At 69.6% G+C, this 13,101-nt stretch carries 11 protein-coding genes, 1 tRNA gene and 1 pseudogene; 6 read left to right on the top strand and 7 right to left on the bottom strand.

Going from position 1 to position 13,101, the window contains the following annotated elements; translation table 11 throughout:
* Positions 1-24: 24 nt before the first annotated feature.
* Positions 25-357 (top strand): annotated as a pseudogene (locus ACIBB8_RS15585) (hypothetical protein); the annotation flags it as partial.
* A 112-nt stretch (positions 358-469) separates the two neighbouring features.
* Here ACIBB8_RS15585 and ACIBB8_RS15590 read toward each other — a convergent pair.
* The gene (locus ACIBB8_RS15590; protein WP_398952292.1) at positions 470-1,042 is read right to left on the bottom strand and encodes a TetR/AcrR family transcriptional regulator; all 573 of its coding nucleotides are present in this window, start codon (positions 1,040-1,042) and stop codon (positions 470-472) included.
* A 97-nt stretch (positions 1,043-1,139) separates the two neighbouring features.
* Between ACIBB8_RS15590 and ACIBB8_RS15595 the strand changes: the two genes are divergently transcribed.
* The gene (locus tag ACIBB8_RS15595; RefSeq protein WP_398952294.1) at positions 1,140-2,690 is read left to right on the top strand and encodes a carboxylesterase/lipase family protein; all 1,551 of its coding nucleotides are present in this window, start codon (positions 1,140-1,142) and stop codon (positions 2,688-2,690) included.
* Positions 2,691-2,927: 237 nt separating this feature from the next.
* Here the strand turns inward: ACIBB8_RS15595 and ACIBB8_RS15600 are convergent, their stop codons facing one another.
* Positions 2,928-3,440, bottom strand: coding sequence for a winged helix-turn-helix transcriptional regulator (locus ACIBB8_RS15600; RefSeq protein WP_398952546.1), 513 nt, complete (start codon positions 3,438-3,440; stop codon positions 2,928-2,930).
* Positions 3,441-3,627: 187 nt separating this feature from the next.
* On the opposite strand from ACIBB8_RS15600, the gene ACIBB8_RS15605 reads away from it, so the two are divergent.
* Positions 3,628-4,221, top strand: coding sequence for an MFS transporter (locus ACIBB8_RS15605; protein ID WP_398952296.1), 594 nt, complete (start codon positions 3,628-3,630; stop codon positions 4,219-4,221).
* Between the two features lie 33 nt (positions 4,222-4,254).
* Here the strand turns inward: ACIBB8_RS15605 and ACIBB8_RS15610 are convergent.
* The 3 genes from ACIBB8_RS15610 to ACIBB8_RS15620 all read right to left on the bottom strand — a co-directional run bounded on the left by ACIBB8_RS15610 (position 4,255) and on the right by ACIBB8_RS15620 (position 6,302).
* Positions 4,255-4,327, bottom strand: a tRNA-His gene (locus tag ACIBB8_RS15610).
* Positions 4,328-4,453: 126 nt separating this feature from the next.
* Complete coding sequence (orn, locus tag ACIBB8_RS15615) at positions 4,454-5,056, bottom strand: oligoribonuclease (RefSeq protein WP_398952298.1); 603 nt, start codon at positions 5,054-5,056, stop codon at positions 4,454-4,456.
* 10 nt (positions 5,057-5,066) lie between these two features.
* Positions 5,067-6,302, bottom strand: a complete 1,236-nt coding sequence (locus tag ACIBB8_RS15620; protein ID WP_398952300.1) for a helix-turn-helix domain-containing protein — start codon at positions 6,300-6,302, stop codon at positions 5,067-5,069.
* 905 nt (positions 6,303-7,207) lie between these two features.
* Here ACIBB8_RS15620 and ACIBB8_RS15625 point away from each other — a divergent pair.
* A complete protein-coding gene (locus ACIBB8_RS15625; RefSeq protein WP_398952302.1) occupies positions 7,208-7,729 on the top strand; it encodes a universal stress protein in 522 nt (173 codons plus the stop codon).
* A gap of 383 nt (positions 7,730-8,112) precedes the next feature.
* Positions 8,113-8,685 (top strand): acetate uptake transporter, encoded by a 573-nt coding sequence (locus tag ACIBB8_RS15630; RefSeq protein WP_398952304.1) that lies wholly within the window; start codon positions 8,113-8,115, stop codon positions 8,683-8,685.
* A 105-nt stretch (positions 8,686-8,790) separates the two neighbouring features.
* Here ACIBB8_RS15630 and glmS read toward each other — a convergent pair whose 3' ends face one another.
* Positions 8,791-10,620: a glutamine--fructose-6-phosphate transaminase (isomerizing) gene (glmS, locus tag ACIBB8_RS15635; protein ID WP_398952306.1), complete on the bottom strand. Its 1,830-nt coding sequence runs from the start codon at positions 10,618-10,620 to the stop codon at positions 8,791-8,793.
* A 43-nt stretch (positions 10,621-10,663) separates the two neighbouring features.
* Positions 10,664-10,939, bottom strand: coding sequence for a hypothetical protein (locus ACIBB8_RS15640; protein WP_398952308.1), 276 nt, complete (start codon positions 10,937-10,939; stop codon positions 10,664-10,666).
* 302 nt (positions 10,940-11,241) lie between these two features.
* On the opposite strand from ACIBB8_RS15640, the gene ACIBB8_RS15645 reads away from it, so the two are divergent.
* Positions 11,242-12,879, top strand: a complete 1,638-nt coding sequence (locus ACIBB8_RS15645; RefSeq protein ID WP_398952310.1) for a beta-N-acetylhexosaminidase — start codon at positions 11,242-11,244, stop codon at positions 12,877-12,879.
* Positions 12,880-13,101: the final 222 nt, after the last annotated feature.

Raw genomic sequence — 13,101 nt, forward strand, 5'->3', positions numbered from 1 at the left:
CTGCCCCGCGCGTACCGCCGGGTGATGTCCCGGGTGTCGGCTTCGGGGAAAGAACGCGCACGCGGACGGGAGTTGCCCTGGGGCCCGCGCGTCCGCTTCGTCACCGGCCTGGACGTCTTCGACGCAGCACCGGCCGAGCCGGCCGCCCATCCGGACGGCATCGTCGACCTGTCCGTCGGCACTCCGGTCGACCCGGTACCGGCGCTGATCCAGAAGGCCCCGGTGGCGGCCGCGGACTCGCCCGGCTATCCGACGGTGTGGGGGACGGCGGAGCTGCGCGACGCGATCACCGGCTGGTGCGAGCGCCGGCTCGGCGCGCGGGGTCGGACACCGCCGTGGTGGGTTGCCGTCGTCGGCTGACGAGCGCAACCCGCATCGAGAGGCGACCCCGGACTCCTCGTCCGGGGGCATTCGCGTGGGCGGGCGCGCCGCTCCTGAAGGGCCTTCAGGTCCGACCGGAGGCCAGGACTCAGCGTGCGAGGCCGGCCAGGGTGCGCAGGCCTTCAAGTACCTCGGCTGCCGTGGGGGCGCCGGCCGGGTCGGCGAGGTGCTGGATCATCAGGCCGGACATCAGGGCGAGCTGGACGCTGCCGTGGGTGCGTACGGAGGACTCGGAGACCTCACCCTCGGGAACGCCGTCCAGAATCGCGGCCATGCCGCGCCGCCCCTGGGCGATGCCTTCGGTCAGCGCGGGGCGCAGTTCCGGCTGCCGCTGGGCCTGCATGAACAGCTCCACCGAGGCCAGCCACAGATCGGGGTGCGCCGTGAAGTCCGCGATCAGGCTCTCCCACATGCGCTCGAAGTGCTGCCTCGTGGAGCCGTCGGTGTCGGGGGCGAGCGCCCGGCCCATCGCGTCGCCCCATTCGTCGAGGGTCTCGAACAGGGCCTGGTTGAGCAGCGCTTCCCGGGAGCCGTAGTGGTAGCCGATGGCGGCCATGCTCACTCCGGCCGCCGTTGCGATGTCCCGCACGGTGGTGCGGTCGTACCCCTTTTCCTTCAGGCATGCCTTGGCGCCGACAAGCAGGGCTTCGCGGTTTCCCATGCGCCGTAGCGTAGCACCCGCCTAGCGCGTGCGTCTGAGGCGAATGACTTAATCAAACGCATTGCGCGATTGCCCAAATCTGTCTAGCGTCCTCGCCATGACACGCATCAGGAGCGTTTTAAAGGGATTGGCCGTCGGCACGCTGGCGCTGGCGCTGGGGTCGGGCCTCGCCTCCCCAGCCGCCGCCCGGACGGAGAGTCAGGAGGCCGGCACCGTCGTCACGACGACGGGCGGCGCGGTGCGCGGCACCGTCGACGGGCGCGTGCGCAGCTTCCAGGGCATTCCGTACGCTGCCCCGCCGGTCGGTGAGCTGCGTTGGGCCTCTCCGAAGCCCGCCGTGGCCTGGACGGGGGTGCGCGAGGCGACCGCCCCGGGGTCACCCTGCCCGCAGCCGAAGGGACTTCCGATCGGCGTCCCCAACGACAGGGACGAGGACTGCCTTCACCTCAACGTCACCACCCCCGCCGGGGCCGGCGGCAGGCTGCCGGTGATCGTGTGGATCCACGGCGGCAGCCTGATGTACGGCACCGGCGACATGTACGGACCGAAGCGGCTGGCTGCGATCGGCGCGGTCGTCGTGTCGATGAACTACCGCCTGGGCGTCATGGGCTTCCTGACCGATCCCGCCCTCGCGGAGTCCGGCGGCCTCGGGCTGGAGGACCAACAGGCCGCACTGCGCTGGGTCCGTGCCAACGCCGGCGCCTTCGGCGGCGACGCCGGGAACGTCACGATCATGGGCCAGTCCGGCGGCGGCTACAGCGTGTGCGGCCATCTCGCCTCGCCCGGGTCGGCCGGCCTGTTCGACCGCGCCGTCGTGCAGAGCGCGCCGTGCGCCACTGGCGGCTCACGCACCCGAGCCGAGGCCGAGGCCGAGGGCAAGGAGGTGATCGCACGGGTGGGCTGCGACAGGAGCACGGACATCGCGGCGTGCCTGCGGAAGGCCCCCGTGGCCACGCTGTTGAACGTCTATGGGACGGACAAGGAGCCCCGTCCGGTCGCCGGCACGGAGCTGCTGCCGGTGGCCCCCGGGGAGGCGCTGCGCACCGGACGCTTCAACCGGGTGCCCGTACTCATCGGCGTCAACCACGACGAGGAACGCGGAAGGGTCCTCGGCGAGGAGCTGGCCAGGGGCGGCGTCGCCCTGCGGCCGGAGGAGTACGAGCCCGCCATCCGCGACGAGTTCGGCGACAAGGCCGATGCGGTGCTGAAGCGCTATCCGCTGACGCGGTTCCCCTCGGCCGGCGAGGCCCTGGCCACGGTCCGCACCGATGCGGCGTGGTCGGTGCCGACGCTGGACACCGCCCGCATGCTGTCGCGGTGGACGCCGACGCGGATGTACGAGTTCAGCGAGCGCGACACACCCTGGTTCAGGGGGTTCCCGCGAGGCAGCTTCGATCAGCGCGCCCAGCACATGGCGGAGCTCACCTACCTCTTCGACCTGCCCCTCTTCGAGGACGTGAAGGACGAACAGGCGCGGTTCCGCGACAGGATGACCGAAACATGGGTGGGCTTCGCTTGCTCGGGCAGGACGAACTGGCCGGCCTTCCGCGGTGACAAGGGGTACGTACGGACGCTGGCCTCGGGCGCCTGGAAGCGCGCCGGGTTCGCGGAAGACCACAACGACACCTTCTGGAAGAAAGTCTTCTGACGCGGTCACGCTCGCGCCTCGCGTTTCGTCACGAAAACGAACCACGGCCTCCGCAGGAGAACGGCCACGCATGCTCTGCGTGCGAGGTCCGCCGGGCGCCGCGCCTTGTTCGCGGCCGTGCGGGGTGCAGTGCGCCCGAGGGCCTCCGCAGGCTCGGGAGTTCCGGATGGTTCCATGCGCCGCTCAGCGCGTCGCCAACCCGAGAGGACGTGACCAGGCCCGCTTCCGGGTGAGTGCCTAGGTGATTTCGCTCGGTCTGGGGTCGTCTGCGGTCGCCTGCGGCTGTGGGGCGGTTTCGGGAACCTTCTCGACGCGGGTCGTGCTGCAGGTGAGAGACGTGCCGGCGGCGTCGACGGCACGCAGGTCGGGGACGACCTGTCCTTGCTGGTCGACGAGCACCGAGCGTTTCTCGCCGGGGGCGAAGGCGTGGCGCTCTCCCCATTGGCGGAGGGCGAGGACCGCGGTGAACAGGTCGCGACCGGCTTCCGTCAGTGCGTAGGTCTGCCGTTTGCCCGATGGTGCGACATCGCGGGCGAGGATGCCGTGTTCGGTGAGGCGGCGCAGCCGGTCGGTGAGGATGTTGCGGGCGATCCCGAGCCTGTGGTGGAAGTCGGTGAATGCGGATGCGCCGTCCATCGCGTCCCGGACGATGAGCAGGCTCCAGCGGTCGCCGACCAGGTCCAGGGTCCGGGCCACCGGGCAGCTCGGGTCGGTCCAGCGATCGGCCGTGGAGGCCTTCTGTGCGGGCATTGCCGTCATGCGCGCCCCATTCGGTTGCGTTTCAAAACCATTCTGCCCTAGCGTGAGAACGGTTGCAATGTGCTACTGATTGGAGGGTGGTGGCGGTGACGGTCCTCAGTGGTGGGCGAAGGCTGCTGCTGGCCATGGTGTGCGCGACAGCCGTGGCGAGTATTGCTACCGGCGGGTGATCGCCTCCATGGGGCTGCTTCTCACCACAGACCGGATGTTCCGCAGCCGAGCGGCCATCGCGTTCTTTGTGTTCGCCTCGTTCGGAACGCTCTGGAGCGGTCTGGCCCTTCCGCTGGCTGCCGAACCCTGGCAACTGACCCCGGCACAGATCGGCCTGTTCGGTTTCGCCGGGCTCGCCGGCGCTTTCGGCGCCGCCCGCGCAGGACGGTGGGCCGACCGCGGATACGCCGGCCCGGTCACGGCCTGGTCACTGGTGGCCTTGATCTCCTCGTGGGCATTCATCGCCCAAACCGGGCAATCCCTCTGGCTGCTTTGCGCGGGCGTGATCCTGCTCGACTTCGCCGTGCAGGCCGTCCACGTCAGCAACCAGCACCTCATCACCACCGCGCGGCCTCAGCAGACCAGCCGTGCGATCGGCGCCTATATGGCCTTTTACTCCCTCGGCTCGGCCCTCGGCGCGGTGACCGCAACATGGACCTACACGGCAGCCGGATGGGCTGCCGCCTGCCTGCTCGGCGCCGGCTACGCGACTGCGGCACTCGCGATCCGACAGTTGTGTTCCCGCGATGTTCCCAAGTGTCGGGGCATGAAGAAGGCCTGACCTGTTTTCACAGGTCAGGCCTTCTTCATTCAGGGTGAGTAACGGGACTCGAACCCGCGACATCCTGGACCACAACCAGGTGCTCTACCATCTGAGCTATACCCACCGTGTCCGGTCTTTTTCTGACCGGCCGAGAAAAAGTGTACAGGGTCCGAGGGGGTGCTCGCGCCCCCGTTGTTCAGCCGCTGATCCCGGACCTTGAAACGCCCGTGACCAGCGGCTTCCCGAGGTCCTACGACGGCGGCGCCGTCAGGCGTGTCGCGATGGCCTTGGCCTGCTCCGAGTCCGGCCCGGGCTGCGGTACGAAGATCGCCTCCCGGTAGTACCGCAGCTCCGTGATGGAGTCACGGATGTCTGCGAGCGCCCGGTGGTTGCCGTTCTTCTCCGGACTGTTGAAGTACGCCCTCGGGTACCAGCGGCGGGCCAGCTCCTTGACCGAGGACACATCGACGATCCGGTAGTGCAGGTAGGTCTCCAGGGCAGCCATGTCCCGGGCCAGGAATCCCCGGTCGGTACTGACCGAGTTCCCGCAGAGCGGTGCCTTGCCCGGCTCCTTCACATACTCGCGCACATAGGCCAGCACCTGGGCCTCGGCGTCGACGAGCGTGGTGCCGTCGGCCAGCTCGTCGAGGAGGCCCGAGGCGGTGTGCATCTGCCGCACCACCTCGGGCATCGTCTCCAGGGCCCTGTCCGGCGGGCGGATCACGATGTCCACCCCTTCGCCGAGCACGTTCAACTCCGAGTCGGTGACCAGTGCGGCCACCTCGATGAGTGCGTCTTCCGTCAGCGAGAGCCCGGTCATCTCGCAGTCGATCCACACCATGCGATCGTTCATACGTCCCACCCTACGGGGCGCTGCGCTGCCCCGGCAGGGTCGGGCGCCCGGTGGCGTATGCGTCGGAGCCCGGCTTCCCGTGCTCCGGCTGCTCCGTCCCGGCCGCCGTGGCGGCTGCGGCCGGAGGGCCCGACGGGGTCGCCGTCAGGCCGGCCCTCCGGCTCGCGGACGTGCCCTGTGCGGGCACGACCGTCTCGGTCGCCGTCGCCACCGGCTCCATGGGTCCGCCCTGCGGCCGGCGGGCCCGGTACGCGGCCCGGTACGCGGCGGGGGAGGAGCCCAGCTGGCGCCGGAAGTGTCCGCGCAACGCGACCGGCGAGCGGAAGCCGCAGCGGCCCGCGACCTCGTCGACCGAGTAGTCGGACGTCTCCAGCAGCCGCTGCGCCTGCAGCACGCGCTGGGTGATCAGCCACTGGAGCGGTGCGCTGCCGGTCAGCGAACGGAACCTCCGGTCGAAGGTCCGCCTGCTCATGTAGGCGCGCGCGGCGAGCGTCTCCACGTCGAACTGCTCGTGGAGGTGCTCCAGCGCCCAGGCCACGACCTCGGCGAGCGGGTCGGAGCCGATCTCCTCGGGTAAAGACCTGTCGAGGTAGCGCTCCTGACCGCCACTGCGCCGCGGGGGCACGACGAGCCGCCGGGCCAGTGCCCCGGCGGCCTCGGTGCCGTGGTCCGTGCGGACTATGTGCAGACAGAGGTCGATTCCTGCCGCTGTCCCGGCGGAGGTGAGCACATCGCCGTCGTCGACGAACAGCTCGCGCGGATCGACGTGGACCGACGGATAGCGCTTGGCCAGCGTCGGTGCGTACATCCAGTGCGTGGTCGCGGGACGGCCGTCCAGCAGTCCCGCGGCGGCGAGCACGAACGCGCCGGTGCACAGCCCGACGATGCGGGCCCCTTCCTCGTGGGCGCGGCGCAGCGCGTCCAACGCCTCCGTGGGCGGTGGCGAGGTGATCGAACGCCAGGCGGGCACCACGACGGTGCCTGCCCTGCTGATCGCCTCCAGACCGTAGGGTGCGGTGAGTTCGAGCCCGCCGGTGGTGCGCAGCGGCCCCTCCTCCCCGCCGCAGACGAGAAGTCGGTAGCGCGGAACTCCTGCGTCCTGGCGGTCGATCCCGAACACGGAGAGCGGGATGGAGCTCTCGAAGATGGGGCCGCCGCTGAACAGCAGGACGGCGACGACTTCGCGACGTCGTCGTCCGCCGAGCTTTCGTACAGCCTCCGTTGCGGCGGCGGAGTCCTGGCTCATGACGCTAAGCCCCCCTCGGTGTTCGCGTCTTCCTGGTCCTTACGGGCCTGTCGCTCCTGCACATTTCCCCTCGGTCTTGCACGAGTCCCCAGTCTTCGGCACCCAAGATCGAATCTACTGCGTCTCGTGGTGCCGTCGTGACAAGTTGACCAACCAGCGCTATATCGACATGGCCACCTGGCGGGAAGCATTCGATCACGAAGCGTTCCACCCCCGGGCCGTGCAGGGAAGTGCGCCTCCCGTTCGTGGCCCGTCCCTATCGGGTGGAAGCGTACCGTGTGGTCTCTTCTTGCCTGGTGGCAAGGAGGTTGATCGGCCAATTCGCCAAGGAATCGACACGGGTGAGAAGTTGGCTGAAAATATACGGTTGCGCATGCCGGATTCAGTCGTTCGACCGGCGCGCGACCCTCTCCATGTGACTGCACCTGTGCGCCCCCTCGGTCCGGTGGGCGACCGCGCGTTCGGACCGGCGGGGCGGGATGCGGCAAGCGGCGGTGCCGCCCCACGGGGCCGGGAGCGGTGACGGGCGCGGTCGGTCGGGCGGGTCGGGTGCGGGCGCCGTGCTCCGGGGTGGCGCGGTGATGCGGTGCGGTGGCCCCTGCGGGTGGTGACTCTGTGCAGCGACTCGGTCGCCGACGGGTGTCCGCCGCGGTCGGTCATCCGGCGCCGGCCCCGGTGGGGCGGCCTCGGTGTACCGCGCAACCGGCATTGCCATCTGCGACTGCCTCGGGCATGCTCCGTGGAACGTCGCACGCGCTTTGCGGGGGTCTGGGCAGTGGAGGAGTGGCGCCGTACCCTTGGGGGTAAGGGGTTGGGAAGATGATTCCCGGACACCACAACACCGCCCGCTGATACGCCTTCCCCAAGCCGCTCTCCCCACGAGGACTCTCTTCGCCGAGACACCGATGGCCGGTCACGAAATCCCCGAACCCGCGGACCGCAAGCAGGTAGCCGACCCATCGTCGGACCCCCTGGCGGTCGAAGAACCACGCCACTCCTGCGATCCCGCCTTCCGGCATGGGGTCGTGGTCGGCTTCGACGGCTCCATGTCCAGTGAGCGAGCCCTCGCCTATGCCATCGGGATGGCCCGAAGATCAGGTTCCGGCCTGATCATCGTCCATGTCGCCAATCGGCTTCCGACCACGGTCTGGGCAGGCTGCGAGCCTCCCGTCTTCGTCGATGTGCCCGATCACCGCACCGAGGTCCTCGGTCTGGAGCTCGCCTGCGCGGACTACCTCTCCGAGGTGCCGTGGGTGCTCGTCGAGCGGGGCGGCGACATCTGCCACGAGCTGGAGGAGGTCGGCCGGGAGTACTCGGCCGACGCGATCGTCGTCGGCTCCACGCACGGCATCGTCGGCCGGATCTTCGGCTCGGTGGCGGGGCGGCTGGCGCGGCGCGCCCAGCGCCCGGTCGTGGTCATTCCCTGAGAGCCTGTCGAGTGACCGTCCGCCCGATCAGAGGTCGCCCGACAGGGCTCTGAGGGCTCTCCCGTCATCCCTGATCGATCAGCGCGCTGCGTCAGACGCGGTGCACCGTAAGGCGGAGGAGCGTCCTCATGCTGGGCGCATTCGGACGTTCCGACAACGCGGCGAGGTGCCGTAGTTGTCGTCGCGCGCCCGCCACGGGGTACGGGACAGCCCGTGGGCTCTTTCTTCCTGACGCGGGGGCGTCCTGGCCGGATGGCCGACGTGGCGTCAACTCGCCCTTGAAAACAGGCAATCTACTCACCCGTAAAGGTGAATTGTGCGCTTGTGAAGGGTACATAAGGGTCACTGGGAAACAGCACCACTGCCTTTGAAGGGAGCCCGCCGTGGACAATGACGTCTCTGCGGGAAGCAGCAGCACCTCCACCCTCGGCCATCTCGCCCTGGGACTCACCCTGTTGGCGTTCGGCATCGGTCACACCCGGGTCATCGACGGGGTGACGGCGGCCGACGCCGTCTCGCTCGCACTGTATGTCGGCGGTATCGCCCTGTTCGTCGCCGGACTGCTGGAGTTCCGCGGCGGCAGCGCCTTCACCGGCACGGCCTTCGTCGGGCTCGGCGCGTTCTGGTTCACCTGGGGCACCGGTGCCGATGCCCATGTCTCCGGTCATGCAGCGGGGCTGTTCCTGCTGCTCTGGGCGCTGTTCGCGCTGAGTCTCACCCTCGGGGCGGCCGGCGGCGGTCTGCTTGCGCAGGGGACGTACGCACTGCTCTTCCTGGGGCTTCTGCTCCTGGGTGTCGGGCAGTTCGCCGGCAGTGGCGGGCTCGGCAAGGTCGGCGGCTGGCTGGCCGCAGTGGCCGGTCTCGCCGCCTGGTACGGAGCGACGGCGGCGCTGGCCAAGTGGCCGACGGCGCTGCCGGGGCGTGCTGCCGGCCGGGGTGTGACGGCCGCCGGCTGAGGCAGTCACCGGCCGGTGCGACCTGGGGGCGGCGCCGGCCAACGGGAGAGAGCGGCCCCGCACCTTCTCTGACGTGGTGCGGGGCCGCTCTCCTGCCGGTCGGTCTTACTCGACGGTGACGGACTTCGCGAGGTTCCGCGGCTTGTCGATGTCGCGGCCCATGGCCAGCGCCGTGTGGTACGCGAAGAGCTGGAGCGGGATGCCCATCAGGATCGGGTCCAGCTCGTTCTCGTTCTTCGGCACCACGATGGTGTGGTCGGCCTTCTCCTGGACCTGGTGCGCGACCGCGAGGATCCGGCCGCTGCGGGCCTTGATCTCCTCCATCGCGGCGCGGTTCTTCTCCAGCAGGTCGTCGTCCGGCACGATCGCGACCGTCGGCATCGCGGGCTCGATCAGGGCCAGCGGGCCGTGCTTCAGCTCGGACGCCGGGTAGGCCTCGGCGTGGATGTACGAGACCTCCTTGAGCTTCAGCGAGGCCTCGCGGGCGACGGGGTAGCCGCGCACCCGGCCGATGAACATCATCGACTTGGCGTCCGCGTACTCCGCGGCCAGCTTCTTGATCTCGTCCTCGTTCTCGAGGATCTCGGTGATCTGCGCAGGCAGCTTGCGCAGCCCCTCGATGATCCGCTTGCCGTCGGCGACCGACAGGTCGCGGATGCGGCCCAGGTGCAGGGCGAGCAGCGCGAACGCGACCACCGTGTTGGTGAAGCACTTGGTGGAGACGACGCAGACCTCGGGGCCGGCGTGGACGTACGTACCGCCGTCGGCCTCCCGGGCGATCGCCGAGCCGACCACGTTGACCACACCGAGGACCCGTGCGCCCTTGCGCTTGAGCTCCTGGACGGCGGCCAGCACGTCGTACGTCTCACCGGACTGGGAGACCGCGACGTACAGGGTGTCGGGGTCGACGACGGGGTTGCGGTAGCGGAACTCGGAGGCGGGCTCGGCGTCCGCGGGGATGCGGGCCAGCTCCTCGATGAGCTGGGCGCCGATCTGGCCCGCGTGGTACGAGGTGCCGCAGCCCAGGATCTTGATCCGGCGGACCCCGCGCGCCTCACGGGCGTCCAGGTTGAGACCGCCCAGGTGCACCGTGGAGAACCGGTCGTCGATGCGGCCGCGCAGCACCCGGTCGACGGCGTCGGCCTGCTCGGAGATCTCCTTGTGCATGTACGTGTCGTGGCCGCCCATGTCGTACGACTCGGCCTCCCACTCCACGGTGGTCGGCGTGGCCGTCGTGGACGAGCCCTCCGTCGTGTACGTACGGAAGTCGTCGGCCTTGAGGGTGGCCATCTCGCCGTCGTCGAGGGTGACGACCTGACGGGTGTGGGCGACCAGCGCGGCGACGTCGGAGGCGACGAACATCTCCTTCTCGCCGATGCCGAGGACGACCGGGGAGCCGTTGCGTGCGACGACGATGCGGTCGTTGAAGTCGGCGTGCATGACGGCGATGCCGTACGTGCCCTCGACCGAGCGGAGCGCCTCGCGGACCTTCTCCTCCAGGGTGTCCGCCTGCGCACGGGCGATCAGGTGGACCAGCACCTCGGTGTCGGTCTCGGAGAGGAAGACGACGCCGTCGGCGACGAGCTTCGCACGGAGCTCGGAGGCGTTGTCGATGATGCCGTTGTGGACGACGGCGACCTTGTTCTCGGCGTCCAGGTGCGGGTGGGCGTTCTCGTCACTCGGGGCGCCGTGGGTGGCCCAGCGGGTGTGGGCGATACCGGTGGTGCCGGTGAAACGCTTGGGGACGCGGGCCTCCAGCTCGCGGACCCGGCCCTTCGCCTTGACCATCTTCAGCGTGGCGGGCTTTCCGGCCGCTGCCTTGCCGGTGATGACGATGCCCGCGGAGTCGTACCCCCGGTACTCCAGCCGCTGCAGCCCCTCCAGCAGCAGCGGTGCCACATCACGCTTTCCGATATATCCGACGATTCCGCACATAGAGTCTCTGCCCCTCCATCGATGTCGTTGCGGTGCCCGGTGCTCAGCCGTAGACGATGCGGCGCAGCTGGCGGAGCGAGAGCTCCGGCGGCGCGACCGCCCGGTGCGGCAGCTCGGCCGAGATACGTTCGAAGATCTCCGTGTTCACCAGGCCTCCGGACTGCAGTTCGCGGTGGCGGCGGCGGACGAAGTCGTCGGTCGTCTCGTCGAAGTACGCCAGCACGTCGAGGACCACCCGGGCGGCTTCGCCGCGCTGGAGCGTGGTGGAGCGCACCAGGTGATCGATGAGGTCGTCGTGCGACGAGCGGCGTTCAGGCACTCGTCGATATTGCGGTGAATGGAGCCTCAACGCAACAATTCTGCCCGATATCGGGCAGGGGTGAGTGTGATCACGCTCTCCTTCGTGCCCGGGTCGGGGCCAGAATCGCCCGGGAGTCACCCGGAGACGCTTCGGCACGGACGGCGACCTCATCCGGCGCCTCGCATGCCGGGCGATTCCGGCGGCCGCAGAACGGGGAAGTGGTCTACACCTTGACCGCGCGTGAGGCGCACGATACGCATGGTGATGGTTCGTGACTCAGGAGATCCACAGGTGTGAACCCGTCGAAAGGGACCCGGCTTGTGAGACTGCACAGGAAACAGCGCACCGCACTTCCCCGTCTGCTCGGCTTGCTGCTGCTCGTCACGGCGGCCGGAATCTCCAATGTCGGCGCGGCTTCGGGAGGGGCCGCGGCGAACAGCGGCAAGGCCCCCGCCGCCGCGCCGCGTCCGCTCGGGCAGATCGTGCCCGCCCCCGCCGAGGTGAAGGCGGGCGGCTCCCCGTACACCATCACCGCGGGAACGAAGATCCGCGTCGACGACGACTCCGCCGAGGCCCGGAGGATCGGCACCTACCTGGCGGGCGTGCTGCGCCCCTCCACCGGGTACGCCCTGCCGGTCACCGGCCGCGGCGGCGGTGACGGCATCCGGCTCCGGCTCGGCTCCGACGACAGCGAGCTGGGCGCGGAGGGCTACACGCTGAAGTCGAGCCACGGATCCGTCACCATCACCGCGCGCGGCCCGGCGGGCCTCTTCCACGGCGTCCAGACGCTCCGGCAGCTGCTCCCGGCGGACGTGGAGAAGAGCAGCCGCCAGGCGGGGCCGTGGCAGGTCGCGGGCGGCACGGTCACGGACGCGCCGCGCTACGCGTACCGCAGCGCGATGCTCGATGTCTCCCGGCACTTCTTCTCCGTCTCCGAGGTCAAGCGCTATATCGACCAGCTCGCCCTCTACAAGATGAACAAGCTCCATCTGCATCTCTCCGACGACCAGGGCTGGCGCATCGCCATCGACTCCTGGCCGCGACTGGCCACGTACGGCGGGCAGACCGAGGTCGGCGGGGGAGCCGGCGGCTACTACACCAAGAGCGACTACAAGGAGATCGTCCGGTACGCCTCCTCCCGCTACCTGGAGGTCGTGCCGGAGATCGACCTGCCGGGCCACACCAATGCGGCACTCGCCTCGTACGCCGAGCTGAACTGCAACGGGGTCGCACCGCCGCTCTACACCGGCACGAGCGTCGGTTTCAGCTCGTTGTGCGTACCGAAGGCGATCACGTACACGTTCGTGGACGACGTGGTCCGTGAGCTGGCCGCGCTGACGCCGGGCAAGTACCTCCACATCGGCGGCGACGAGGCGCACTCCACCAGCCACGAGGACTATGTGACCTTCATGAACAAGGCGCAGGCCATCGTCGGCAAGTACGGCAAGACCGTGGTCGGCTGGCATCAGCTGACCGGGGCCACGCCCGTCGCGGGCGCGGTCGCCCAGTACTGGGGTTACGACCGGACGGGCGCCGCCGAGCGCAAGCAGGTGGCGGACGCGGCGAAGAACGGTACGCAGCTCGTGCTGTCCCCCGCGGACCGTACGTACCTCGACATGAAATACAACAAGGACACCAAGCTGGGTCTGGCCTGGGCCGGCTATGTCGAGGTGCAGCGTTCGTACGACTGGAACCCGGCGACGTACCTCGAAGGCACCCCGGAGGACTCGATCCTCGGGGTCGAGGCGCCGATCTGGTCGGAGACGGTGACGAACAGCGACGAGGTCGAGCAGATGGCGTTCCCGCGGCTGCCGGGCGTTGCGGAGCTGGGCTGGTCGCCGGCGTCCACGCATGACTGGGACGCGTACAAGGTGCGCCTCGCGGCGCAGGGGCCGAGGTTCTCGGCGCTGGGGATCGACTACTACAGGTCGGCGCAGGTGCCGTGGCCTGAGCAGTGAGGTGACCGGGCGTCCTGCTGACGCGCTGTCCCCGGTCGCCGGGCGGGCCTGATCTTCCGGGCCCGTCCGGCGACCGGGGCGGTTCCGTGCCCTCCTAGGGCGTGTTTCGAAAGTCCCGCCTGCCGGGCGGCGTCTGGCACGCACGCTCGCTGCGTTGTGGGGCTCGCCCCGATACGCCCAGTATCGGGGTGACCCTCCGCCTTGCGATCGCACGCACCAGAC

The sequence above is a fragment of the Streptomyces sp. NPDC051286 genome, assembly GCF_044455345.1.
GTDB lineage: Bacteria > Actinomycetota > Actinomycetes > Streptomycetales > Streptomycetaceae > Streptomyces.

Bases quoted from the DNA above. Each gene is read 5' to 3' on its own strand.
- orn (WP_398952298.1), bottom strand. From the start codon at position 5,056: ATGAACGATCGCATGGTGTGGATCGACTGCGAGATGACCGGGCTCTCG.
- ACIBB8_RS15620 (WP_398952300.1), bottom strand. From the start codon at position 6,302: ATGAGCCAGGACTCCGCCGCCGCAACGGAGGCTGTACGAAAGCTCGGC.
- ACIBB8_RS15590 (WP_398952292.1), bottom strand. From the start codon at position 1,042: ATGGGAAACCGCGAAGCCCTGCTTGTCGGCGCCAAGGCATGCCTGAAG.
- glmS (WP_398952306.1), bottom strand. From the start codon at position 10,620: ATGTGCGGAATCGTCGGATATATCGGAAAGCGTGATGTGGCACCGCTG.
- ACIBB8_RS15605 (WP_398952296.1), top strand. From the start codon at position 3,628: ATGGGGCTGCTTCTCACCACAGACCGGATGTTCCGCAGCCGAGCGGCC.
- ACIBB8_RS15625 (WP_398952302.1), top strand. From the start codon at position 7,208: ATGGCCGGTCACGAAATCCCCGAACCCGCGGACCGCAAGCAGGTAGCC.
- ACIBB8_RS15600 (WP_398952546.1), bottom strand. From the start codon at position 3,440: ATGCCCGCACAGAAGGCCTCCACGGCCGATCGCTGGACCGACCCGAGC.
- ACIBB8_RS15595 (WP_398952294.1), top strand. From the start codon at position 1,140: ATGACACGCATCAGGAGCGTTTTAAAGGGATTGGCCGTCGGCACGCTG.